This is a genomic window from Alteromonas sp. MMG017 (assembly GCF_018100795.1).
Lineage (GTDB): Bacteria > Pseudomonadota > Gammaproteobacteria > Enterobacterales > Alteromonadaceae > Alteromonas.
This window is the reverse complement of sequence record NZ_JAGJDY010000004.1, coordinates 79,274-101,515: the sequence shown is the minus strand read 5'-3', so window position 1 is coordinate 101,515 and position 22,242 is coordinate 79,274. Positions and strand designations below refer to the sequence as shown.

At 44.4% G+C, this 22,242-nt stretch carries 20 protein-coding genes; 18 read left to right on the top strand and 2 right to left on the bottom strand.

Features of this window, described 5'->3' with window-relative positions:
* The first annotated feature begins 44 nt into the window (after positions 1-44).
* The 9 genes from J8L84_RS07310 to J8L84_RS20650 all read left to right on the top strand — a co-directional run bounded on the left by J8L84_RS07310 (position 45) and on the right by J8L84_RS20650 (position 11,381).
* Positions 45-1,163 (top strand): iron ABC transporter permease, encoded by a 1,119-nt coding sequence (locus J8L84_RS07310; protein ID WP_211070374.1) that lies wholly within the window; start codon positions 45-47, stop codon positions 1,161-1,163.
* The gene (locus J8L84_RS07305) at positions 1,150-1,968 is read left to right on the top strand and encodes an ATP-binding cassette domain-containing protein (protein ID WP_211070110.1); all 819 of its coding nucleotides are present in this window, start codon (positions 1,150-1,152) and stop codon (positions 1,966-1,968) included. The genes J8L84_RS07310 and J8L84_RS07305 overlap by 14 nt, the downstream gene beginning before the upstream one ends.
* Before the next feature lie 21 nt (positions 1,969-1,989).
* Positions 1,990-2,718, top strand: coding sequence for a DUF2470 domain-containing protein (locus tag J8L84_RS07300; RefSeq protein WP_211070109.1), 729 nt, complete (start codon positions 1,990-1,992; stop codon positions 2,716-2,718).
* Positions 2,719-3,114: 396 nt separating this feature from the next.
* Positions 3,115-4,470 (top strand): GH1 family beta-glucosidase, encoded by a 1,356-nt coding sequence (locus J8L84_RS07295; protein WP_211070108.1) that lies wholly within the window; start codon positions 3,115-3,117, stop codon positions 4,468-4,470.
* 52 nt (positions 4,471-4,522) lie between these two features.
* Positions 4,523-5,869, top strand: a complete 1,347-nt coding sequence (locus tag J8L84_RS07290; RefSeq protein ID WP_211070107.1) for a glycoside-pentoside-hexuronide (GPH):cation symporter — start codon at positions 4,523-4,525, stop codon at positions 5,867-5,869.
* A 54-nt stretch (positions 5,870-5,923) separates the two neighbouring features.
* Positions 5,924-6,925 (top strand): LacI family DNA-binding transcriptional regulator, encoded by a 1,002-nt coding sequence (locus tag J8L84_RS07285; protein WP_211070106.1) that lies wholly within the window; start codon positions 5,924-5,926, stop codon positions 6,923-6,925.
* A gap of 79 nt (positions 6,926-7,004) precedes the next feature.
* Positions 7,005-8,087, top strand: a complete 1,083-nt coding sequence (locus tag J8L84_RS07280; protein WP_211070105.1) for a methyl-accepting chemotaxis protein — start codon at positions 7,005-7,007, stop codon at positions 8,085-8,087.
* Between the two features lie 58 nt (positions 8,088-8,145).
* Complete coding sequence (locus J8L84_RS07275) at positions 8,146-9,651, top strand: ATP-binding protein (RefSeq protein WP_211070104.1); 1,506 nt, start codon at positions 8,146-8,148, stop codon at positions 9,649-9,651.
* Positions 9,652-9,800: 149 nt separating this feature from the next.
* The gene (locus J8L84_RS20650; protein ID WP_211070103.1) at positions 9,801-11,381 is read left to right on the top strand and encodes a PAS domain-containing methyl-accepting chemotaxis protein; all 1,581 of its coding nucleotides are present in this window, start codon (positions 9,801-9,803) and stop codon (positions 11,379-11,381) included.
* An 87-nt stretch (positions 11,382-11,468) separates the two neighbouring features.
* On the opposite strand, the gene J8L84_RS07265 is transcribed toward J8L84_RS20650, so the two are convergent.
* Entirely contained in the window at positions 11,469-11,756 is a 288-nt protein-coding gene (locus tag J8L84_RS07265; protein WP_211070102.1) for a YebG family protein, read from the bottom strand.
* Between the two features lie 345 nt (positions 11,757-12,101).
* Here J8L84_RS07265 and J8L84_RS07260 point away from each other — a divergent pair, with 345 nt between their 5' ends.
* From J8L84_RS07260 to J8L84_RS07235, 6 genes are all read left to right on the top strand, one after another.
* Positions 12,102-13,274, top strand: a complete 1,173-nt coding sequence (locus J8L84_RS07260; protein ID WP_211070101.1) for a HAMP domain-containing sensor histidine kinase — start codon at positions 12,102-12,104, stop codon at positions 13,272-13,274.
* A gap of 244 nt (positions 13,275-13,518) precedes the next feature.
* Positions 13,519-13,917, top strand: coding sequence for a 30S ribosomal protein S6 (gene rpsF, locus J8L84_RS07255; protein ID WP_013786398.1), 399 nt, complete (start codon positions 13,519-13,521; stop codon positions 13,915-13,917).
* A gap of 11 nt (positions 13,918-13,928) precedes the next feature.
* On the top strand, positions 13,929-14,156 hold the full coding sequence (gene rpsR / locus J8L84_RS07250) for a 30S ribosomal protein S18 (RefSeq protein ID WP_013786397.1): 228 nt from the start codon (positions 13,929-13,931) through the stop codon (positions 14,154-14,156).
* A 26-nt stretch (positions 14,157-14,182) separates the two neighbouring features.
* Positions 14,183-14,635, top strand: a complete 453-nt coding sequence (gene rplI / locus J8L84_RS07245; protein ID WP_013786396.1) for a 50S ribosomal protein L9 — start codon at positions 14,183-14,185, stop codon at positions 14,633-14,635.
* A 421-nt stretch (positions 14,636-15,056) separates the two neighbouring features.
* Entirely contained in the window at positions 15,057-18,197 is a 3,141-nt protein-coding gene (locus tag J8L84_RS07240; protein WP_211070100.1) for an efflux RND transporter permease subunit, read from the top strand.
* 14 nt (positions 18,198-18,211) lie between these two features.
* On the top strand, positions 18,212-19,288 hold the full coding sequence (locus J8L84_RS07235; protein ID WP_211070099.1) for an efflux RND transporter periplasmic adaptor subunit: 1,077 nt from the start codon (positions 18,212-18,214) through the stop codon (positions 19,286-19,288).
* On the opposite strand, the gene J8L84_RS07230 is transcribed toward J8L84_RS07235, so the two are convergent.
* On the bottom strand, positions 19,285-19,926 hold the full coding sequence (locus tag J8L84_RS07230; RefSeq protein WP_211070098.1) for an MOSC domain-containing protein: 642 nt from the start codon (positions 19,924-19,926) through the stop codon (positions 19,285-19,287). The genes J8L84_RS07235 and J8L84_RS07230 overlap by 4 nt on opposite strands.
* Positions 19,927-20,056: 130 nt before the next feature.
* Here J8L84_RS07230 and J8L84_RS07225 point away from each other — a divergent pair, with 130 nt between their 5' ends.
* The 3 genes from J8L84_RS07225 to J8L84_RS07215 are packed head-to-tail and all read left to right on the top strand — an operon-like array spanning position 20,057 to position 22,178.
* Positions 20,057-20,632 (top strand): sigma-70 family RNA polymerase sigma factor, encoded by a 576-nt coding sequence (locus J8L84_RS07225; RefSeq protein WP_057796542.1) that lies wholly within the window; start codon positions 20,057-20,059, stop codon positions 20,630-20,632.
* The gene (locus tag J8L84_RS07220; RefSeq protein ID WP_211070097.1) at positions 20,625-21,185 is read left to right on the top strand and encodes a hypothetical protein; all 561 of its coding nucleotides are present in this window, start codon (positions 20,625-20,627) and stop codon (positions 21,183-21,185) included. Before J8L84_RS07225 ends, J8L84_RS07220 begins: the two co-directional genes overlap by 8 nt.
* Positions 21,186-21,197: 12 nt before the next feature.
* Positions 21,198-22,178: a DUF4097 family beta strand repeat-containing protein gene (locus tag J8L84_RS07215; protein WP_211070096.1), complete on the top strand. Its 981-nt coding sequence runs from the start codon at positions 21,198-21,200 to the stop codon at positions 22,176-22,178.
* The last annotated feature ends 64 nt before the right edge of the window (positions 22,179-22,242 follow it).

Sequence of the window (22,242 nt, the reverse complement as noted above, 5' to 3'; positions counted from 1 at the left end):
ATCCGCTGACAAATAATACGTCAGCGGTGAACCGGTCTGCATTGATGTTAAATTTGCTCGGAGCACGAACAAGACGTAAACGACACGGTTTAGTCTTACTTGGTTTTCTATTACTAGTTAGCGCCTATATTGGGGTGGTGAGTGGCAGCTTACCTATTAATGTGGGCGAACTTTTGTGGCATAAATTTTCTCAGTCCGCAGAGCTTCATATCTCTCAAAATGTGCTGGTTGAAGGACGTGGCGTTAATATTGAGGCGCTGTCATCTGACGCTGCATTTAACAGCACGCACTGGTACGTACTTACCGAACTGCGATTACCGCGGGTTATTATGACCTTATTTATTGGCGCGCTATTGGCGGTGTCTGGTTGTGCTATGCAGGGCTTGGTAAGAAACCCATTAGCCGACCCTGGTTTAATCGGTATTGCCGGTGGTGCCGCCGCTGCAGCAGCGGTCAGTATGGCCATTGTACCGCCACTCGTGCCAGCGCTTGCCTCAGTTTGGGTGGCACTTTGGGCGTTTGGCGGTGCATTATTGGCCGTGTGGACCGTGTTACGTTTTGCTAATAGTGCACAAGGTGTTTCGGTGGCTACCTTAATACTCGCCGGAGTAGCAATAAATGCGTTTACCGGCACCATTATTGGCGCCATTAGCTATGTGGCTAGCGATGATGCACTTCGCCAAATCACTTATTGGACGATGGGCAGTTTAGCCGGCGCTAGCTGGACGTTATGCGCGCTGGTGGCGGCAGCCGGTGTTATTGCTATTTCAGGCTTAATGGTGTCTCGCAATGCGCTTAATTTACTAGCCTTAGGCGAAAATGAAGCTGCCTATATGGGGTTGAATGTAACGCGCTATAAACAAGTCATATTGTGGTTGGTGGCGTTTGCTGTGGCTTTAGCCACCGCTCTGTGTGGCATTATTGGATTTGTGGGTTTAGTGGTGCCGCATATGTGCCGCACACTATTTGGCGTCAATCACAATGTACTTATTCCAGCCTGTGCATTGATGGGGGCATTGTTACTAACAGTGGCCGATACGTTGGCTCGCACCCTATTCATACCTATGGAAATTCCCATAGGGATAGTTACATCCGCAATCGGTGCACCTTTTTTCTTGTATCTATTATGGCAACAAAAAGGGGTGTTTAATGGCTCGCTTTAATCAAGCTCATGCACAGGAAAATGAAACGTTGTTTACCCTTATTAATGTGGATGTTATCAGGGGCAAGCGACAATTATTGTGTAACCTTAACATGGTATTTACTGCTGGTGAATTTATTGCGCTTGCGGGAGAAAACGGATGTGGGAAATCATCGTTACTCACTGTTTTGGGTGGCCTAGCGCCACTTGAAAAAGGCACACTATTATTTAAAGGCCAGCTACTAAGTGAAATAAGTATGCGAGACCTTGCAGAGTATCGCGCGGTAATGTTGCAAAGTGCTTCTACTCCTTTTGGCTTTTTGGTTGATGAAATATTGCAGTTAGCTCGCCATCATATTATTGAGTCGCCTGACAATCGACATCGTATTATTAGTGAGGTTGCCGAGCAATTTGATATTACTCATTTGTTGTCGCGAAATATTCAAACCTTATCAGGGGGAGAGCGGCAACGGGTATTTTTAAGTAAAGCAATATTACAGCTGCTGCCAGTAAACCCACAGGACAGCTTAGTAGGAAAGTTATTGCTACTTGATGAGCCAACCTCTGCACTAGACTTACGTCATCAAAAGTTGGTGATGCAGCAATTGGTCAGTCTTAGTAAACAGGGGCTTTGCATAGTTTGTGTGAGTCACGATCTTAACTTGATTTCCCCCTATTGCAGCAGAATGCTTTTGCTGGCTGAACAGGGGTGTATAGCCGATGATAAGCCGGAAAATGCTTTAACCATAGATACATTGGCACGCTGCTATCACACCCAATTAAACCTTATTCGTAACCAAGAACACGATGTGTTTGTTACGCATTAATTTAAATAGACGGAGTTTCTTATGAGCATGCAAGATATTGCATTTTCAGCAAAACAATTAAGCCGAACTCACCATAGCGGTGTGCTAGGAACCCATTCCACGTCAATGCCTGGGTATCCCTTTGGCTCGGTTGTTCCTTATTACCTTACCCCCGCCGGTGATGCCATTATCTACATTAGTGATATTGCCTTGCACACTCGCAATATTAAAGCGAACGATAAAGTCAGTTTAACCATATTCGATGCTGCTGAAGATGATTCTCAAGCAAATGGTCGAGTGACTATTATGGGCAATGCAGAACTGGCTAACAAAGAGGATGTGAAAGCGCAATATTTGCGGCTGTTCCCACAAGCCAAAGGGTATGAAAAAACCCATGACTTTAACTTTTATGTTATTCGCGCGGAGCGTGTGCGCTTTATTGGCGGATTTGGAAAAATCCATTGGATAGACAAAGCGTACTGGCAGGTTGAAGAGCAAGAGTGGCACACTTCACCAGAAGGTATGATCACTCACATGAATGAAGACCATCAAGATGCCATGCAGTTAATTTTACAGCATAAAATCGGCGTGAACATTGAGCACCCTGTTATGCACAGCGCATTTCCCGAAGGCATGCATTGTGGCAGCGAGGAAGCGACCTGGTTCATTCCATTTGAAACCCTTTGTGCAACCTCGACAGATGTTCGAAAGGCACTCGTCAAACTGACTAACGATGCACGCACGGCATTGAACATATCTAAAGCGAGCTAAGAGGCTCAAGCTATTGGAGTCTCGTTCTCCGTGATAGTGGCGTGTGCTAGACACCCTACCTTTATATCAACCCAGTGAAATACGTTACTGGGTTGTCTTCTGTGAATAAAATGTAAAAAGTTTCTTGGCAATGCTTGTACTATGTTTGCTATTGTATGAAAGCGCTTACATATAATGCTACACTTTGCCTAATAGAGATGCCTAATATGGATGCTTAATAGAGCTGCCTCATATATTTGGCTCTGTCCGTAAGTTGCCGGTAGCGCACCTTATATAAAGTGCTAGTAAACATTGGCTTCACACAATCTAAATATTGTTAGTGCCTGTGGTATTTACTTTTTAATCGCCTGTTATCTACAGGTGCTGATACATACATTCGAACAAGGTTTTGTACACATGGAAATTTTAGCCCAAGCTGGCTCTCCCTTTATGCAATCAAATTTCACTATGGGGGTTGCGACATCGTCATTTCAAATTGAGGGGGATGCAAAAAACAGGGAGCCAAGTATTTGGGATACGTTTTGCAATACACCGGGAAAGATTGCTGATGGCAGTCATGGGCTGGTGGCGTGCGACCATGTGAACCGTTTGGAAGAAGACCTAAGTATTATCGATTCGTTAAATGTAGACGCTTATCGATTTTCCATTAGCTGGCCACGAATTATTAAAAAAGATGGTTCGATTAATCAGCAAGGGCTCGATTTCTACCTTGCCTTGCTAGCCAAACTAAAGCAAAACAACATAAAGCCTTATGTCACTTTGTATCACTGGGATTTACCTCAGTATCTAGAAGATGATGGAGGGTGGCTAAATAGAGAAACAGCCTATGCGTTTGCTGAGTATGTAGATGTAGTGAGTAAAGCTTTCGGTGATAAGGTTTTCTCTTACGCGACGCTAAACGAACCTTTTTGTAGTGCTTATTTAGGTTATGAAATAGGCATTCATGCGCCAGGGAAAGTGGGTAAGGAATTTGGTAAAAAAGCCATACACCATTTATTGCTGGCCCATGGTTTAGGTATGCGTGTACTCCGTAAAAATGCACCAAATATCGAGGCTGGGGTGGTACTTAACTTTACCCCGTTTTACCCTAATTCCGATGATGAAAAAGACATTCGCGCCACACAATTAGCGCATGATCATCACAACGACTGGTATATTAAACCGTTAATGCATGGTTGCTATCCTGCCCTTATCGATGAGATTCCAGCCGCTCACCGACCAGATATTTACGATGGCGATATGGATATTATTGCTGAGAAAATAGATTACTTAGGTGTGAATTATTACACTCGCGCTAAAGTCACAGATGATGGCACAGAAGATCCTTGTCAGTTGCCAGCCCCAGAGGGAAGTGAAACTACCGCAATGGGCTGGGAAGTTTACCCCCAAGGGTTAACTGATTTGCTACTACAGTTGCATAATGATTACCAACTGCCACCGCTTATTATCACTGAAAATGGTTTGGCCAGTGATGATACGTTAACGAAGGATGGTACTGTAAACGATGAACAGCGTATTCGGTATCTAACCACCCATTTGCAGGCGGTGGCCGATGCGATTGAAGCAGGGGTTAATATAACAGGCTATTTTGTTTGGAGCTTGTTAGACAATTTTGAATGGGCGCTGGGTTATGAGAAACGCTTCGGTATTATTTACGTTGATTACAACACCCAAAAACGAACGTTAAAAGCCAGTGCCATAAGACTACAACTTCTGCTAGAAGAAAGGCGAAAAACGTTAAACGCAGCCTGATAGATGCGCAATTGATTAAAAGCATAAAATAATAAAGATAACGGTGAAGCCAATGGTAAGTGCAAAGGAAAAAATTGCCTACGGGTTAGGCGATACGGCAAGTAATTTCATTTTTCAAACCGTCATGCTGTTTTTGACATTTTATTATACCGACGTTGTCGGCATACCGGCTGCAGCAGTAGGGAGCATGTTCTTACTCGTTCGCGTATTTGATGCCGTTACCGACCCTTTAATGGGCTCTCTAGCCGATAGAACAAGAACGCGGTGGGGGGCATACCGGCCCTATCTATTATGGTTGGCTTTGCCTTTTGCGCTATGTAGCGTGCTGGCGTTTACCTCGCCTGAATGGCTTACTGAAGAAGGTAAGTTGTACTACGCATTTATCACCTACGCACTGCTAATGATAATGTATACGGCCATTAACATTCCTTATTCTGCATTGGGCGGCGTGTTAAGTGCCGATGCCTCAGAACGCGTATCTATTCAATCTTATCGCTTTGTATTTGCCATGGGTGGTGGGCTGTTGGTGACATCATTTATGTTGCCATTGGTTGATTACTTAGGGAACGGCAACGAAGCGCTTGGGTATCAGCGCGCCATGATAGTGATGAGCATAGTGGGGATGGTACTTTTTCTACTTTGCTTCGCCGGTACTAAAGAGCGGGTAAAACCTGCCAATGAAACGCCTGCGCCCTATAAAACTCAGCTAGCGGCCATTTGGAAAAATGATCAATGCCGAGTGCTTTGTATGGTTGCGATTGTGTTACTTACCGGTATGGTGATGCGAAACACGCTAGCGCTTTACTATGTGAAGTACGTGTTGCAGCGGCCTGAATCGGCCACATTGTTTGTTACCGCGGGTATGGTAGGAAGCATTATAGGCTGTGCGTTGGCGAACCCTGTTGCGAAACGATTTTGCAAAATTAAAGTCTACACTTGGCTTCAGTTAGCCAGTGCAGCAGTGTGTATTATGAATTATTTTGTATCTTATCAGGCGTGGTTTGCGGCCATTTCACTGCATTTCCTTTGGGGTCTTATACTGCAAATGGCTACGCCGCTACTGTGGGCAAAAATTGCTGACGTGGTGGATTATGGCGAAGATAAAACGGGGCTTCGTATGACAGGGTTAACTTACTCAACCGTGGTCTTTTTTATTAAGGTTGGGCTGGCTTTGGGCGGCGCACTAGCGGGGTGGTTACTGGCATCAGTCAACTATCAACCAGACGCATTTTCACCTGATGTGGCAAAAGGAATTGTGGCGTTATTTTGTATCGGGCCGGCAATTGCATCGATAGGTGTTGCGATTATTATGCGCTGGTATACATTAGATAACCAAAAAATGATGGCAATTCAGCAGCGTCTTGGATTGACCACAGACGACGCGCATCGCGCATCGTAATAGTAACTTCGCAAAGCAAGGATACACAGCGCTCGTGTGCACTGTTAATGTTCTATGGTAACGATTAAGCAAGTAAGTAAATTAGCCGGCGTGTCGTCAGCTACCGTATCTCGGGTGATCAACAACACAGATACCGTTAAAGAGAAAACGCGCCAACAAGTGCTTGATGCCATGGAGAAGCTTGGCTATCGACACAATGTAATTGCGGCTTCCCTTGCCTCAAATAAAACCCATACCGTTGGGTATGTGGTTCCTGAATTACACGGCTCATTCTTTGGCGCCATGATGGCCGGTTCTGAAAAAGTGCTAAGGCAAGCCAACAAACATATGTTTGTGGTGACTGGGCACAGTGATGAAGCCTTAGAGAAAAAAGAAATAGAAGCCTTGCTGAGCCGCCGCTGCGATGCGCTTATTCTGCATGTTGAAGCGGTCAGCGATGAGTACCTTATAGACCTTGCTAGCCAAGATGTTCCTATAGTTGTGGTTAACCGCTACATAGAAGCTATTGGTGAAAAGTGTATTAGTCTAGACAATGTGCTTGGCGCATATCTAGCCACTAAGCATCTTATCGATTTGGGCCATACCCACATTGCATACGCCGCAGGCGCATTGTTTAAAGCGGATGGTTTTAATCGTTTACTTGGGCACAAAAAAGCATTGGAAGAAGCCAATTTTAATTTCGATGAAGACTCCGTGGCTGAAGGTAATTTCCAAGCCTTCTCTGGTGAAAAATGTGTGGATGAACTATTTAGTCGTCACGTAAGTTTTAGTGCTATCGCCTGTGCAAATGATGAAATGGCATCAGGTGCCATTAACTCACTCAGAAAGCATGGTAAGCGCGTACCGGAAGATATCTCCGTCATCGGATTTGATAACGTTGACTTTGCTAGTTACCTAACGCCTAAGTTGACTACCGTAAATTACCCAGTGCGCGAAATTGGTGCTATGGCATCTCGCTGGATCTTAAATCAGGCTTATGGCGATGGAAAACTGACAATGGAACATATTTTGTCGCCCAAATTGATTATTAGAGGAACCACCAGAAAATTCGAGTAGATTCAACCAACGACGAATGGTGAAGTTACGCTTTTTTCTGTTATGCTAAATTTTACACATATAAAAATTTGGTCACCCTATGTTCGTTTCTCGAAGCAAATACTTAGAAAAAGAGTCTCAGGCCACGCAACTTGAAAATCGCTATCAAGTTGCCCTAGATAAAATATCAGCCTTAGAGTCTGAAAATGTAGAACTTCATCGACAAGTTACCGAGTTAAGCGATGCCTCAAAGCAAAGTAAAGACGATGTGGTAACACGGTGTTTAGTTAACTCTTTGAACCAAGTGGAAGGTATACGAGAAACCGTATTAGGGTCTTATCAAAAAATACACGCCGAAAACCAATCAATATCAGACATTAATGAATTGTTTGAGCAGTCCTCCCACGTATTGACCAAAATTGTTAAAGACATGAGTGGCTTGAATACCCAAATGGTGAGCATGAGCGAGCGCATTTCTGGACTATCAAGCACAGCCGATAACATCAACAAGTTTGTATCTACCATTACCAGTATATCGGATCAAACCAATCTACTGGCGTTAAATGCGGCTATTGAAGCCGCCCGTGCGGGTGATGCTGGTCGAGGATTCAGTGTGGTCGCCGATGAGGTGCGCGCACTAGCTACTGAAACAAATAAATCAGCGACAGAAGTCTCTGAACTAGTAAACGATATTATTCAATCTACGGCGAAAGCAGTTTCAGGTGTTAACGAATTAAGAGGCAATAACGAAGAACTAGAAGAGGGCATTAGTACCCTTAATAGTAGTTATGAAACCATGGTTTCTCATTGCGATAGCATGAAAACGACCATTAATGAGGGTTCGTTAATCACCTTTATACAAACGGTTAAGCTAGATCACGTAGTGTGGAAGTCAGATGTGTATGCGGTTTTATTTGGTTATAGCGATAAAAAATCAAGTGATTTTGCTGACCACGCGAGTTGCCGTTTAGGAAAGTGGTATAGCGAAAATCAGGGTACCGCTATTGGCAAGTCGTCATCATTCAGAGAATTAGAAACACCTCATGCAGCGGTTCATCGTGCCGGTGTGGCTGCTATTAATGCAAAAGCAGAGGGTGATACTTCAACACTAGAAGCTAAGGTGATTGAAATGGAACGCTCTAGTGAGAAAGTGATGCTGCTATTGGACAAGATAGCGAGCTAACCTGTTTTCTCATATACCTAAATGCGTTTGAAGAGGTATAGACTAAAAGGCTTATATATTGAGCGATGCTTCAATACCCCCTAGCCCCAACGAGGTTGCTGACTTAAAAGCTCAAGTGAAGTTACTTGAGCGACAACTTAAGCGCCAAAAAATAGCGCGGGCAAATGCTGAGTGGTTTTTAGAAAGCTACTCAAGTGATGCCTATTCGGCAACGCAAGCCTTGCGTAAAGCATTACATGAATCGAAAAAAAGAGAGCGAGAATTAATCTTTCTAAATCGCTCTGCTTCCCACCTTAAAACTTCCGATAGCGGGGCGAGTTTCATTTTCTCCGCCATTGAGTCAGCAGTAGAGTTCAGCGATGCCTTTTGTGGTTTAGCCTTCATTACCAAAGCCGGAAAAGTGGTTCAAGGAGATGACAACAAAATTTGGCAAGTAGAGAATGGTTGGGTTGAAGCCAACGATTTTGCCAAGGTTATGTTAGATGAGCTGCCACTGTCTGTCACCGAAGATTATAGCCAATGGTGTGTAAATATCGTTGAAAGGCCTGACAATCATGAAGAGGCTTACGTATTACATTTCATGCAGAACTTGGGCAATGGCGAGCAGGCATGGCTAGCACTACTGACCAAAAACAGCGAACTAGATGAAGAAATGCTGTATGTGCTGGATGCAAATAAGCACTATCTTCAATTTGGTATAGGCTACCGAAGTTCTAAACACGAAATTAAGCATCACAAAGCCGCGCTGTCTTCGATGGAAAAAGACCAACGCTATCTGCAAGAAAAGCTAATAACCGCAGATAAAATGGCCATGTTAGGTCAGTTGGCGGCCGGTATTGCCCACGAAATTAATAATCCGATTGGTTATGTACGTAGCAACACCTCGGTGGCTGGCGACATCTTTAAGGATTACCAGAGTGCTTTGTCTGAAATAAAGGTACTTTGTGAAGATGCTGGTGGAGAAATAGAAGCCCGTTATTTAGCGCTTGAAAACACGTATTCATTAAAAGAGAGCGCCGAGGCTATCTCAGAAATGTTTGAAGAGTCCTCAGAAGGTATCGAAAGAATTATCGATATCGTAAAAGCGTTAAGAGGGTTTTCCTACCCTAGCGGTGGTAAGCGCGTAGCCATTAATGTTGCCGAAGCGATAAACTCAGCCTTACGAATCACGAATAATCTGCACAAGTACAAAAATAAGGTCATATTCACGCCTCCTGAAACCGATATCGAAGTACTAGGCAACGCTGGGCAAATACAGCAAGTACTCGTCAACTTACTCACTAATGCCATCTATGCCACAGACGAAGGAAAATGCATTAAGTTTGTTGTTGAATCGGTAGAAGGCGAGGCGGTCATTACGTTGCAAGATGAAGGCAAAGGTATGTCAGAGGAAGTTATTGGCAAAATGTTTACCCCCTTTTTCACCACTAAACCGCCAGGTGATGGTACCGGTCTTGGTATGTCTATTTCACTGACTATTATTGAAGAACATGGCGGCCAATTTGAAGTGGCCAGTGAAATCGATAAGGGCACCACTATTACAGTTCGCTTGCCACTGGCGTAATTTTTTTATTCTTATAATCTTCATTGTTACCGAATTCTTTTTCTACTTTAGTATAAACCTAGCCAATAATGTTCTACGCTTCTAGGTAACTATAAAGAAATAGGACGCTCCTATTTACTTTGATACCACTATAGCAATGGATTTTATTAGTGAAGAAAAATCAGTCTGTTACCCAGCGCGAATACAAATTCCCATCTCACTACCGCCTTATCTCTTCCACTGACAAACGGGGTGTCATACAACACTGCAATGATGAGTTTGTAGAGGCAAGTGGGTACAACCGAGAAGACCTGATAGGAAAAAACCACAACATTATTCGTCATCCGGATATGCCATCAAGTGTGTTTAAAGAAATGTGGCGAACGTTAGAATCGGGTCAAAGTTGGGCTGGACTCGTTAAAAATAGACGAGAAAACGGCGACCACTATTGGGTGTCAGCATTCGTAACCCCCGTACACGAAAACGGACAAGCGGTGGGTTATGAGTCAGTTAGGGTTCATGCCGCCGATGAAGAAATAACACGAGCATCCGCCATATATGCCAGGTTATCGGCAGGAAAATCGCCAATTCCTTTTGCTGCAAAATTGGGTCAGACACTCTCACCTATGTTACCCATGATAGTGGTAAGTTTACTGCTGTTGGTAGCCATTGGCTTTACGGCGGGTTTGGTACCTCTAGGTGTTACTTTCATTGCACTACTGATTATGATGGTGTGGCAATCGGCAAAAAGCCGGAGTTACTGGCGGGAGTTTCTTTCGTTAAGTCCTGCTAGCTATAGTAATGAACTCGTGGCACAAACGTATTATGCCGATGTTGATTATATTGCTCAGGCTAAGTTAGCGTTAGGCTGTGAACTCGCGCGTACTCGAACGGCGTTAACCCGCATTAAAGATGAATCTGAGGGGTTAGAAGATATTGCAGTCTCAACTCACAGCCAAGCCGAGTTAACCAGTAAAACGATTATTCAGCAAAACCTTGCCACCCAGCAAATTGCCACAGCGGTAACTCAAATGAGTCAAGCTATTCAAGAAGTAGCTGAGCGAGTAGAGAGCAATGCGGTTAGTGCTAAAACTGCCGCGACTAACGTACAAATGGGTAACGACAAAGCTGAAGAAGCGATGCAGGCTATACTGTCATTAAAAGGCGCGGTGGAGTCGATTTCCGATACGGTTACCGAGCTTGCCCAATCCACCAGTGATATAGGCGAAGCGGCTAGCATCATTTCTAGCATTGCTGATCAAACAAACCTGCTAGCACTTAATGCCGCTATAGAAGCCGCCCGCGCTGGCGAACAAGGACGCGGCTTTGCTGTTGTTGCCGATGAAGTTCGTACCTTGGCATCTAAAACTCGGGTGTCCACCGATAAAATTCACAACATTATTCAAGAGCTTGTTGATAGAACAGAACGGGCTGTAAAGGTATCTTCGGAAGGGTTGGTGTCTGCTGAACACGGTAGTGCCATTGTTGAAGAAACCCGAGGCGCGCTACAAGAAATCAATAATGCGGTAAGTGGTATCGCCTCAGCTACCGTTGAAATGTCTTCTGCTGTAGAAGAACAAAGCACCGTGGCTGAACATATTAATCAGCAGCTCGTCGATGTTGCCAATAGCGCGGAAGCAACGCAGAAGTCATCAGAAGCTTCCCTCAAAGTGGGTCGAGATCTTCGTGATACCGTAAATCAAGTTAACGGGCTAATTGCTCGTTTTAACACGGATAAACGCACAGGATAATCTGTGCTGTTTATCTTTCGCGTGCTTTTAACCTTTTTCTACTTACGTTAGTGCCACTTAAAAGCACGCCAAGCTTTTCTGCTATGCCTATCCGTTGGCTTTAAGCTTTACTACGTCGGCACTCTCATCTTCTAATACACTTTGTGCTGTCGCACCTTTAAAAATTTTGCTCACCTTGTCTTTATTTTTAGACAACATAATAGTGAGTTCTTCAACAAGGCTATCGTCAATGCCCAAGCCCTTTGCTTGAATGTATTCAGCAAGGTTGTCGGCAGCGTCGAGCATCTTATCGTACTGATCTGCTTCTTTTTTATCGGTAGTTACCAATTTTTCTACCCCTTTGTGCGTGACAACATACTGTGTGGTAATGGCCATGGTAGGTCCCCTTAGATGAATAGACCATAAAACTGTACAATATTTAACTGGATAAATAAACAGTATTTGCAGTTTTTTGATTTTATTTTTCTACAACTTAAGTATAGTGACCAAGTACGCTTCGATATATTTTAAAAACGTACGTTGGAAAACAGCTTTCACATCGCCACGTCTATATGCAAAAATTTACCGGCTTCGTTCACATTGGTTACCGTTTTTAGCTAACAACACAGCCACGAAGAACAGTAAATTTATCACTAGGCACAAGAATCTTTCTTGCTAGAGCGTGAAATCGAGTGCCGAAAATCGGCGTGATTTAGGTGACTTAGATACGAAGAGGATGTAATGAATTCTTCCATTGAGCGAGATATTCGCACGATTCAATCGATAGAAGCTGTTCCACATATAATGAAAATGTTGTCAGATGCCACGGGACTTCGCTTTATTTGCGTCGCCAGAGTGACGGAAGATAATTGGACCATGTGCGCTGTGCTCGATCAGGTAGATTTTAATTTAATACCTGGCGATGAACTCGATATCAAAACCACCTTTTGCAACCAAGTAAGAAAATCTACGAAAGCGATAGTGATTGAGCACGCTAAAGAAGATACCGTTTATCGCGAAAGCGAAATCCCCATTATGTATGGCTTCGAGAGTTACTTTTCTTATCCCATTTACAACAAAAACGGTGATTTTTTCGGTACGCTTTGTGGTTTAGATCCACTACCTGCCATTTTAAAAACCGATAAAATTGAAAACCAAATAAAGTCTTTCGCCGAATTAATTTCAAGGCAGATGGAAGTGGATGAACGCCTTATCGAGGCTGAAACTAATCTCATTAGCGAGCAAGCTGCCGCTAAATTGCGAGAGCAATATATCGCCATTTTAGGTCACGACTTAAGAACACCGTTGTCGGCGCTTAAAATGGGGGTCGATTTCCTTGTTGATCACGTCAGTGATACCACTTCCCAAAAAGTGCTGTCGCGAATGGACAATAGCGCTAGACGCATGACGCGACTCATTAGTGACGTGATGGATTTTACGCACGGGCAAATGGGCAAGGGGATTCAATTAAACGTTAAGCCAGTAAACGATTTACAAAGTGTATTAGCACATACGGTAAGTGAACTATCGGGTTTGCATTCAGACCGAGACATACGTGCAGATATCAATATAGAAGGCACTTTTCCGTGTGATCCAGAGCGTATCAGCCAGTTATTATCTAACTTGCTGATTAACGCCATAGTGCACGGCGATAGAGCGCAGCCTATTAACGTTAACGCGAATATTGAAGAAGAAACACTTACAGTAAGTGTGTCTAATGGGGGGGTCCCAATAAGCGCTGATGTTATCGATAAGCTATTTCACCCATTTTGGCGAAATGAAAACAATAAACAAACCGGTGGCTTGGGTCTAGGTTTGTTTATCGCCTCGCAAATTGCTGAAGCCCATAAAGGCAGCCTGATGGTGCGTTCAGATGAAAATGAAACCGTGTTTTCATTTAAGGCAGCATTATAAACATGAAGGTTAAGCCTCGCGCTTAGCCTTTTTAACCCCGACGGAACCCGCTACCCCCCCACCATTCAGCGTATCTAGCCCAATTTCATCAAAACACACACAAACATAAAATTTGCCGGTGATTAATGCTTGTACAAAAGCAGGTATGTGCGTATAATCCGCGCCCTTACAGCCACCCTAACTAGGTTCCTTGTCTCTATACAGTCTGGCTGTACTGTCGAGGCTACAACCGTAAGGAGCAATAATGCGTCATTACGAAATCGTATTTATGGTTCACCCTGATCAGAGTGAACAAGTACCTGGTATGATCGAACGTTATACCACTATTCTTAAGCAAAACGATGGTCAGATTCATCGTTTAGAAGATTGGGGCCGTCGTCAATTGGCATACCCAATTGAAAAGCTGCACAAAGCCCACTATGTATTGATCAATGCTGAAGCGACTGCTGAAGCTGTTGACGAGCTGGAAAATGCTTTCCGCTACAACGACGTTATCTTACGTAACATGGTAATGCGCACTAAAAACGCTGTAACCGAGCCTTCTCCTATGACTAAAGAAGAGCGTCGTGAGCGTCGTGACGATTCTGCACCTCGTACAGAGCGCGCAGAAAGAAGACCTGAATCCACTGAAGATAACGCTTAAGGAGATCACCCATGGCTCGTTTTTTCAGACGTCGTAAATTCTGCCGTTTCACTGCAGATGGTGTGACTGAAATCGATTATAAAGATATCGCTACTCTTAAGAATTATATCACAGAGAGCGGTAAGATTGTCCCTAGCCGTATCACTGGTACAAGCGCAAAATATCAGCGTCAGCTGTCTTCTGCGATTAAGCGCGCACGTTTTCTTGCGTTGCTTCCGTACACTGATTCACACAAGTAATTTGGCGTAATTAAGGGGTAGTTAAGATGAACATCATCCTACTAGATAAAGTCGCCAATCTTGGCGGTCTGGGCGACCAAGTAGCTGTTAAAGCTGGTTACGCTCGTAATTTCCTGTTTCCACAGGGTAAAGCAGTTCCTGCAACTAAAGCGAACGTTGAAAAGTTCGAAGCACGTCGTGCTGAACTTGAAGCGAAAATCGCTGAGCAGCTTGATGCTGCTAATGCACGTGCTGAAAAACTAAATGAACTTGCTGAAGTAACTCTTGCGGCGCCAGCTGGCGACGAAGGTAAACTTTTCGGTTCTATCGGTACGCGTGACATTGCTGATGCAATCACTGCAGCTGGTGTTGAAGTAGCTAAAGCGGAAGTTAAACTTCCTACTGGCACACTTCGCGACACTGGCGAATATGACATCGACTTACAACTTCATTCTGATGTAACCACTTCTATTAAAGTGATCATCATTGCTGAAGCATAAGCGCTGACGTATACGAAAAAACCGCTCTTATGAGCGGTTTTTTTATGTCTGGACGCTTTATATCTGCATGCACCTCAACGCTATACACTTCGCTACTTCCTTTATAAAAAATCACCTTACATTTCTTATTTGCAGTACTTTCCGTAATTGCCGTTTTCAAGGTTTGACACGTCTTCCACATTTTATCTCTTACACCAATGTGATCTTCACTCACATCCTCGGCAATATGTAACGATTTGTTAATTATTTCGTTAAATTAATGATAAATTACGACCGTTGGTCGTCGACAGATTGCTGTTTTTTTCAGCATTAACCGAAAATGTCGGTTAACCCATAAATTGTTCTTAATATAGCTTTAAACTTTTCCTGTATCCCCTGCGACCTATAGTAATCCAAACTACAAAAAGCATAGTGCTTCATTATGGACATTACACGTGCAGCAATAAAAAATGCGTCAGGGGTAGGAATTGGCATCGCAATATTGGTTTTTCTTGGGCTATATAGCTTATTCAATTTGCCAGTTCAGCTTTTCCCAGACATTGAACGCCCTAATATCAATATTCAAACCTCTTGGCGAGCAGCGTCTCCACAAGAAATTGAGTCGGAAATAATAGAGCCACAAGAAGAAGTGCTTCAGGGAATACCTGGGTTGGTCTCGATGAATGCGTGGTCAAATCAAGGTAATGCATGGATTAATCTCGAATTCAGTTTGGGTACAGACATGCAGAAAACCCTTATTGAAGTGATAAGCCGCATGAACAGAGTGCCGCCATTACCTAGAGATGCATTGTCGCCGAATATAATGCTGGCAGGCAGTGGGGGGGATGCCCCTGCGCTAACTTACTTTTTCATGCAGCGCCTGCCTGGCAATCCCAACGAAATAAACACCTACGTTACTTACTTCTCAGATGTAATAAAACCTCAGCTAGAATCTATCCCCGGGGTTGCCCGTGCACGGATGGAAAGTGGGGTAGGGGGGGAAGAAGAATTCCAAATTGTTTTCGACCCTTTCAAGGCCGCTCAACTGGGTATTGATTTAACTGCAATCACTGCCGCTTTGGGGCAAGCTAACGATGTTTCTGGCGGGTTTGTGGATGTAGGACGGCGCCGATATACCCTGCGTTTTGAGGGGCGTTACGAGCCGCAAAAAATGGGGGAAATGATTTTAGAGTGGCGTGATGGCAGCCCCATTACCCTAAGTGATATTGCAGAGATTACTATTACCCGCGCAGATGGGGCTAATTTTAGCGTGCAAAACGGCAATCCTGCTATTTCTATTCGCGTTGATAGACGTAACGACGCGAATGTTCTCGCCACCCTAGATGCGGTAAAGAAAAAAGTCGCCGAGATAAACAAAACCCACCTCGAAGCAGAGCAACTAATAATGGTTCAGTCCTTTGATGCTTCAATATTCATTAAGCGTGCGGTGCAATTGGTGACCAGTAATCTGTTCATCGGAGTCATGCTAGCTATCGGTATCTTGTGGTTGTTTATGCGCCAACTTAAAGCCACGCTCATTGTCGCACTCGCTATTCCAATCTCTTTACTCAGCACGTTTGTTGTACTTCAAATCACGGGGCGTTCGCTGAACATTATTTCACTTGCGGGCTTAGCCTTTGCTGTAGGAATGGTATTGGATGCCGCCATTGTGGTACTGGAAAATATTGTTCGCTTAAATAAAAAGGCCATGTGTCGGCAGGAAAGTGCTTATGTAGCCACTAAAGAAGTATTCGGAGCGTTAATGGCTTCGACAGCCACCACGGTCGCCATTTTTATTCCGGTGATGTTCTTAAATGATGTTGAAGGGCAACTGTTTGCAGATTTAGCCTTAACCATCGCTATTGCTGTATGTATGTCATTAGTGGTGGCGGTAACGGTTTTACCTGTTGTGGCCAGCCGTTGGCTTACAGAAGACGTACCCGAAGACAAATTATTGCCGGTGTGGAAGGCCATAACAAATAAAATTATGATCTTATCATCAACAGGTATGCGTCGCATTATAGTGATGTTGGCTTTAATGGGGGTACCCATTACGGGCAGTTATTTGCTCATGCCATCAATGGACTATTTACCACCTGTTAAACGAGATGCGGTAGATGCCTTCTTAATGTTACCCGCAGGTGCGAGTGAAAATTTTGTCGCTGAAGAAGTGATCCCCGTCATTGTCGAGCGATTAAAGCCTTACATGGAGGGCGAAAAATCCCCTGCGCTTAAAAACTACTACATCATCACATGGCCCAATGGCGGCACCTTAGGGGTAAGGGCGAAAGATCAGTCTCAAGTAAAAGCATTAGAGGCTATTGTTCGCGATGAGGTACTTAAAGATTTACCCGACACTCAAGCATTCGCGCAACAAGGCAACTTGTTTGGTGGCTTTGGTAACGGTCGCTCTATTGATATTCATTTGCAGGGTACTAACCAAGCTATGCTGAGCGTAGCGGCGCAAGCGGGCATTGATAAACTAAGAGATATTTTCCCCAATGCCAATGCGCGGGCGAATCCTCCGTTAGAACAGTCTGAGCCTGAACTGCAATTTTATCCCAACGACAGCCGATTAGTCGAAGTAGGGTTAAGTCGCGGGCGTATGGCGGGCTTAGTGCGAGCAATGGGCGATGGAATGTATGTGGGTGAGTACTTTAATGGCACAAAGCGGATGAATATTATTTTTCGCTCAGAGCCATGGTCAACCCCAGAAGAGTTAAGTGCGACGCCCGTAATGACCCCCATGGGGGAAGTGGTGCAATTAGGTGAACTTGTCGAGATGAAACGAGCGGTAGGGCCGAGTCGCATCCAGCGTATTGATGGTAAACGCACCCTTACACTCAATTTTAACCCGCCTGACGGTATGAGTTTAGAAGAGGCCATGACGATGATAAAAGCCGATGTTGAACCGGCTATTATGGCGATGATGCCAACCGATGGCGCAATTCACTATGGTGGCAGTGCGGATAGCTTGAAAGGGGCAATTGCCTCGATGGCAGATAACTTCTTGTTTGCCATGCTGTTGCTGCTTCTGTTGATGGCGGGACTATTTAAATCGCTTAAAGACAGCGTCTTAGTGGTGCTGTCTATTCCCCTCGCTACAGTTGGCGGGGTGGCGGCCATTAAAATTATGAATAGTTTTACCTTCCAACCGATGGATTTACTGACCATGATTGGTTTCATTATCTTGCTTGGGCTTGTGGTGAATAATGCCATTTTGTTAGTGCACCAAACCCGATTGGGGCAAGCTCATGGGCTTAATCGTAACGATGCTGTAGAGCAAGCCATTCAACTGCGTCTTCGCCCTATCTTTATGAGCACGCTCACCTCTATTTTCGGCATGCTCCCGCTTTTATTACTTCCTGGCGCTGGCAGCGTGATCTATCGCGGTTTGGCTGCGGTGATTGTGGGAGGGATGTGCATCAGCACAGTGTTCACCTTAGTGTTACTTCCCACGCTACTTAGAATGACAAGAGCCGATTTCGGCTTCAAAGATAAAGTAAAAGCTCCCGTGGTTGGTACGCCAGGCGGCATGCCAACAAAAACGGTAAAGCTAAGCAAATTTTCAGATTTTAATTAAAGGATGCAACCACCATGAATATAAAAATAGGCCTAGTAGGCATAAGCGTGTGTTGTTTGTCGCTGAACCTTATTGCACGAGAAGCGGATAAAACGCCTCCACCCATCTTGGTTCAAGTTGATGAAGCCAGAGAAGAGGCGATAACAGCATTAACTTGGGTGCCAGGTACCGTGATGAGTCAAACTGATTCAGATGTCGCCTCTGAAGTTGATGGCCGAATCACGTGGATGGCGAATGTAGGTGACAGTGTTGCGGCGGGCGAGGTTTTAGCCAAAATTGATGATACCCGATTGCAAATTACGCTGAGTCAAAATCAATCCAACATTGCACGGTGGCGTGCTCAGGTGACTTTATTTGAAAAGCGCTTGGCACGTTATGAAAACTTGGAAGCCAGCAGAAATACGTCGCGGGGTGAGCTAGAAACCGTAGTGGCTGATTTAGAAAACGCGCGTCAGGAGCTAGAGCAAGCCACGTTGGCAAAAAATTTAACCGAATATCACATTCGCCAAAGTAGTGTAAAAGCACCCTTTACCGCCTTGGTGGTCGACCGCATACAAGCTCCTGGAGAATACACCAGTATTGGTCAAACCCTGATTAGAGTAGTTAACCCTAATAATATAGAGGTGCAGGTGAAGGCGCCGCTTTCCGTATTGCCTTTCATTGAAAGTGGAATGCAAGTTAATGTGCTAAGTAAAACCCACGGAGTAATGGAGTCGGTGCGGGCTATTGTTCCTGTGGGTAACGAAAACTCTCGCATGATGGAAATGCGTATTGCCCTTAAACCCGGAGATTTCCCTATTGGAAGTGCAGTAAGGGTGGCTGTGCCTAGCAGTGAAGAGCATGGTGGTGTTACCATTCCTAGAGATGCGCTAGTTTTACGAAAATCCGGTACCTATATTTATCAACTCAATCAAGATAATGAGGCCCAGCAAGTTAAAGTAGAAACAGGGGTAGGTATGGGGAGTAGAATTGAAGTCTTTGGTGAAGTAGACCCCACGCAACTGGTTGTTATTCGTGGGGCCGAGCGTTTAAAACAAGGTCAAAAGGTGCGTCATGAGTGGGAAGGCGATAGCCTGACAGCGCGCAACTAGCCTTTTCGGCTTATGCGCGCGCACTTATCCCGCCATTCATCATCAATAATGGTTAAGTTTGCCAGTTTGGTCGCTAATTCGACATCGGTTTTAGTGTGTGCACAGCGCATAAGTGTTTGTACATTAACGGTATCGCCCTCTCTGCTAACCAAGGTTACCGAGTCGCCTACGTTAATTACACCGGTCTTAATCACGCGATAGTACCAACCCGTTATCCCTCGCTCACCAACAAATCTGTCTAGGTTTTGAATATTGAAACGCTGGGATATTTTACTGCATGGTGCTCTAGGTGCACTGACTTGCAGTACAACCTCACCGAACTTCCATACGTCGCCGATATAAACCGTGGCATCGTCCATACCATCCACGCTGATATTTTCCCCAATACTACCAGGCTCGAACTCACCGTCTGGAAAATGCTTACGTAACGTGAAGTAATGAAGGGGGCTAAATTGATGCAAAACCTTTTCAGGTCCGCCATGAAGCTTCTTGTTTGATTGTTGATCTTCGTCGGTACAATCAAGATGGACGGTTAGCTGCGACACGGCACTTTTTACAATACTGCTTGGGGCACCTCGCGGGCCAAGTGGTTGAGGCTGACCGGCGAATAAAGCATCCACTTTCAAGGGTGAGGACATACAAACTCCAAAAATAAGTTTTGCTCATTTAAACCTTTATCGCATAGGGTACGACTAACCTTTTAAGAATAACAAGATGGTAAGCCAAAAATGTCAAAAAAATCGGTTTACGAAAAAAAATGAGATTGTCATGGAGCGCACTTTAGCAAAGGTTACCAACCTGACTAGTGACGATGAAAGCCAGCGCGAAGCCGCGGTTATTCTCGCGGCTAAACAGGGTGATAAAGTGGCCTACAAAACCTTGTACCATAATCATGTCGGGCGAGTGTACGCACTGTGTTTTCGTTTAACCGGCGACCGTGGCCTCGCAGAAGACGCCACACAAGAAGTATTTATTCAGTTATGGTCAAAGTTAGACAGATTCGATGGACAAAGCCAGTTTTCAACTTGGCTACATAGTGTATCAGCCAATGTGACCGTGTCGTATTTACGTAAGCAGCGCAATTGGGTGCAACGTATGTTTAATATTGAAACCAGTCCAGCGATGGAAATGCCAGCAGAGGCAGACAGTAGCCAAGTCGATTTAGAAGCATTAGTGGTTAGATTGCCACAAAGAGCACGAATGGTATTCGTACTGCACGCCATTGAAGGCTATCGGCATGAAGATATTGCACAAATGTTAGATATGGCAGTTGGAACCAGCAAAGCCCAGTTTCATCGCGCTAAACAACTGCTAAAAACCTGGATGGGGTGTGAAGATGAATAAGTTTGATAAAGCCTTAGATGCTGAGATTCAACGCCTACCGAAAACCCGTGAGCCTGAAAGAGATTTATGGCGTGGTATTGAATTGTCACTACACAGCCAAGAAAGTAGCGGTGCCGATAATAATGAGCTACATAACGCGCCCCAGGGGCAAGAGAGGTCTAGTACTGTTACTCGCTTATCTACCAAGCCATGGTTGGCTATGGCGGCAAGTGCCATGCTGGTCAGTGTTATTTGGTTTTTCTCACCTGCTTTTACTAGTGGTGAAACGAGCGATGAGCAACCTAAGCTTTCAGGTTATGCGTTAGTTGATGCACTAAGTGAGCAGCAAGATGATCAGATGAGTACATTGCTAGCAAGTTACGACAGTGCGCCAGAACTAAGTGAAAACTGGCAGGCGCAATTAAAAGAGTTAGACGATGCTGCTGGCGTGATAAAAGCAGCATTAAAAGATGATCCAAACAATCGAGCACTATTAAAGATGTTGAAACATGTATATCAACAGCAAATCACATTGATTGAGCGAGTGCACGCGCCCAAATGGCAACAAATTTAAGGAGTTTTTATTATGACTATCATTCGCAAAACCTTAGCTAGTGTACTTTTTCATGGAGTGCTTTTAAGTAGCACAATGTTGGCGTTGACTGCGCATGCAGGTGAGAAAATAGACCGCGTACTTGATGCCCCCAATAATGTGAAAATTGATATAGAGCACGTTAACGGTGACGCTGAAATTAGAGGCTGGGATAAACCGCAAGTACAGGTTACGGGTGAACTGGGTGACAACACAGATGAATTTATCTTTGAGCAACGTGGCAATGTTATTGTTATTCATGTTGAAGTGGAGCGTAGCGGCAAGCACTGGTGGAAAAACAAAGATGAAGGTGATGACCTCGTTATTTTTGTGCCTAAATCTAGCGACGTTAACTACACCGCGGTTAATGCCGATGTGCAAATAAACGACATAGTCCAAAGTGTTAATGTTGAAGTGGTAAACGGAGATGTTGAATTAACCGATATTGGAAAGCGCGTTAAAGTAGAATCGGTAAACGGTGACATTACGTTGAACAATGTTAAAGGAAAACTGGATATTGAAACGGTGAATGGCGATGTGGAAGCCGTTCATTCCGGCAAGGAAAATGTGACGTTTCTTGCCGTTAATGGTGACTTAAGGTTAAGTACCACCAGCCCTGACGTAGCCGTGGAAACCGTCAATGGAGGCATTGATTTAACCTTAGAGAAAATAGATTCTCTTAGTGTGACCACTGTGAATGGCACCACGAATGCGCGCTTGCACTTAAACGAAAATGGGCGACTGAAAGCCAGTTCGGTAGGCGGGGAATTACGTTTTAACCTTCAACCTGAAGTATCGGCACAATTTGATATTGAGACGCATGCAGGTGGCAAGATTATTAATAACGTAAGTAGTGATGCAGTTAAAAAACCAAAATACGGCCCTAGCAGTTGGCTACGATTTATTAATAATGGTGGTTCTGCAAACGTTGATATCTCAACAGTAAACGGGCGTATCACCTTGGATACGCAGTAGCGGCAAGGGTCGAGGTAATGAAAACATAGGCGTTTTTGCTTGAAAAAAGCACTAACGCCCCCAT

Excerpts from the sequence above, each read along its gene's own strand:
- J8L84_RS07310 (WP_211070374.1), top strand. The coding sequence starts at position 45 with ATGTTAAATTTGCTCGGAGCACGAACAAGACGTAAACGACACGGTTTA.
- J8L84_RS07305 (WP_211070110.1), top strand. The coding sequence starts at position 1,150 with ATGGCTCGCTTTAATCAAGCTCATGCACAGGAAAATGAAACGTTGTTT.
- J8L84_RS07300 (WP_211070109.1), top strand. The coding sequence starts at position 1,990 with ATGAGCATGCAAGATATTGCATTTTCAGCAAAACAATTAAGCCGAACT.
- J8L84_RS07295 (WP_211070108.1), top strand. The coding sequence starts at position 3,115 with ATGGAAATTTTAGCCCAAGCTGGCTCTCCCTTTATGCAATCAAATTTC.
- J8L84_RS07290 (WP_211070107.1), top strand. The coding sequence starts at position 4,523 with ATGGTAAGTGCAAAGGAAAAAATTGCCTACGGGTTAGGCGATACGGCA.
- J8L84_RS07285 (WP_211070106.1), top strand. The coding sequence starts at position 5,924 with ATGGTAACGATTAAGCAAGTAAGTAAATTAGCCGGCGTGTCGTCAGCT.
- J8L84_RS07280 (WP_211070105.1), top strand. The coding sequence starts at position 7,005 with ATGTTCGTTTCTCGAAGCAAATACTTAGAAAAAGAGTCTCAGGCCACG.
- J8L84_RS07265 (WP_211070102.1), bottom strand. The coding sequence starts at position 11,756 with ATGGCCATTACCACACAGTATGTTGTCACGCACAAAGGGGTAGAAAAA.
- J8L84_RS07260 (WP_211070101.1), top strand. The coding sequence starts at position 12,102 with ATGAATTCTTCCATTGAGCGAGATATTCGCACGATTCAATCGATAGAA.
- rpsF (WP_013786398.1), top strand. The coding sequence starts at position 13,519 with ATGCGTCATTACGAAATCGTATTTATGGTTCACCCTGATCAGAGTGAA.
- rpsR (WP_013786397.1), top strand. The coding sequence starts at position 13,929 with ATGGCTCGTTTTTTCAGACGTCGTAAATTCTGCCGTTTCACTGCAGAT.
- rplI (WP_013786396.1), top strand. The coding sequence starts at position 14,183 with ATGAACATCATCCTACTAGATAAAGTCGCCAATCTTGGCGGTCTGGGC.
- J8L84_RS07240 (WP_211070100.1), top strand. The coding sequence starts at position 15,057 with ATGGACATTACACGTGCAGCAATAAAAAATGCGTCAGGGGTAGGAATT.
- J8L84_RS07235 (WP_211070099.1), top strand. The coding sequence starts at position 18,212 with ATGAATATAAAAATAGGCCTAGTAGGCATAAGCGTGTGTTGTTTGTCG.
- J8L84_RS07230 (WP_211070098.1), bottom strand. The coding sequence starts at position 19,926 with ATGTCCTCACCCTTGAAAGTGGATGCTTTATTCGCCGGTCAGCCTCAA.
- J8L84_RS07225 (WP_057796542.1), top strand. The coding sequence starts at position 20,057 with ATGGAGCGCACTTTAGCAAAGGTTACCAACCTGACTAGTGACGATGAA.
- J8L84_RS07220 (WP_211070097.1), top strand. The coding sequence starts at position 20,625 with ATGAATAAGTTTGATAAAGCCTTAGATGCTGAGATTCAACGCCTACCG.
- J8L84_RS07215 (WP_211070096.1), top strand. The coding sequence starts at position 21,198 with ATGACTATCATTCGCAAAACCTTAGCTAGTGTACTTTTTCATGGAGTG.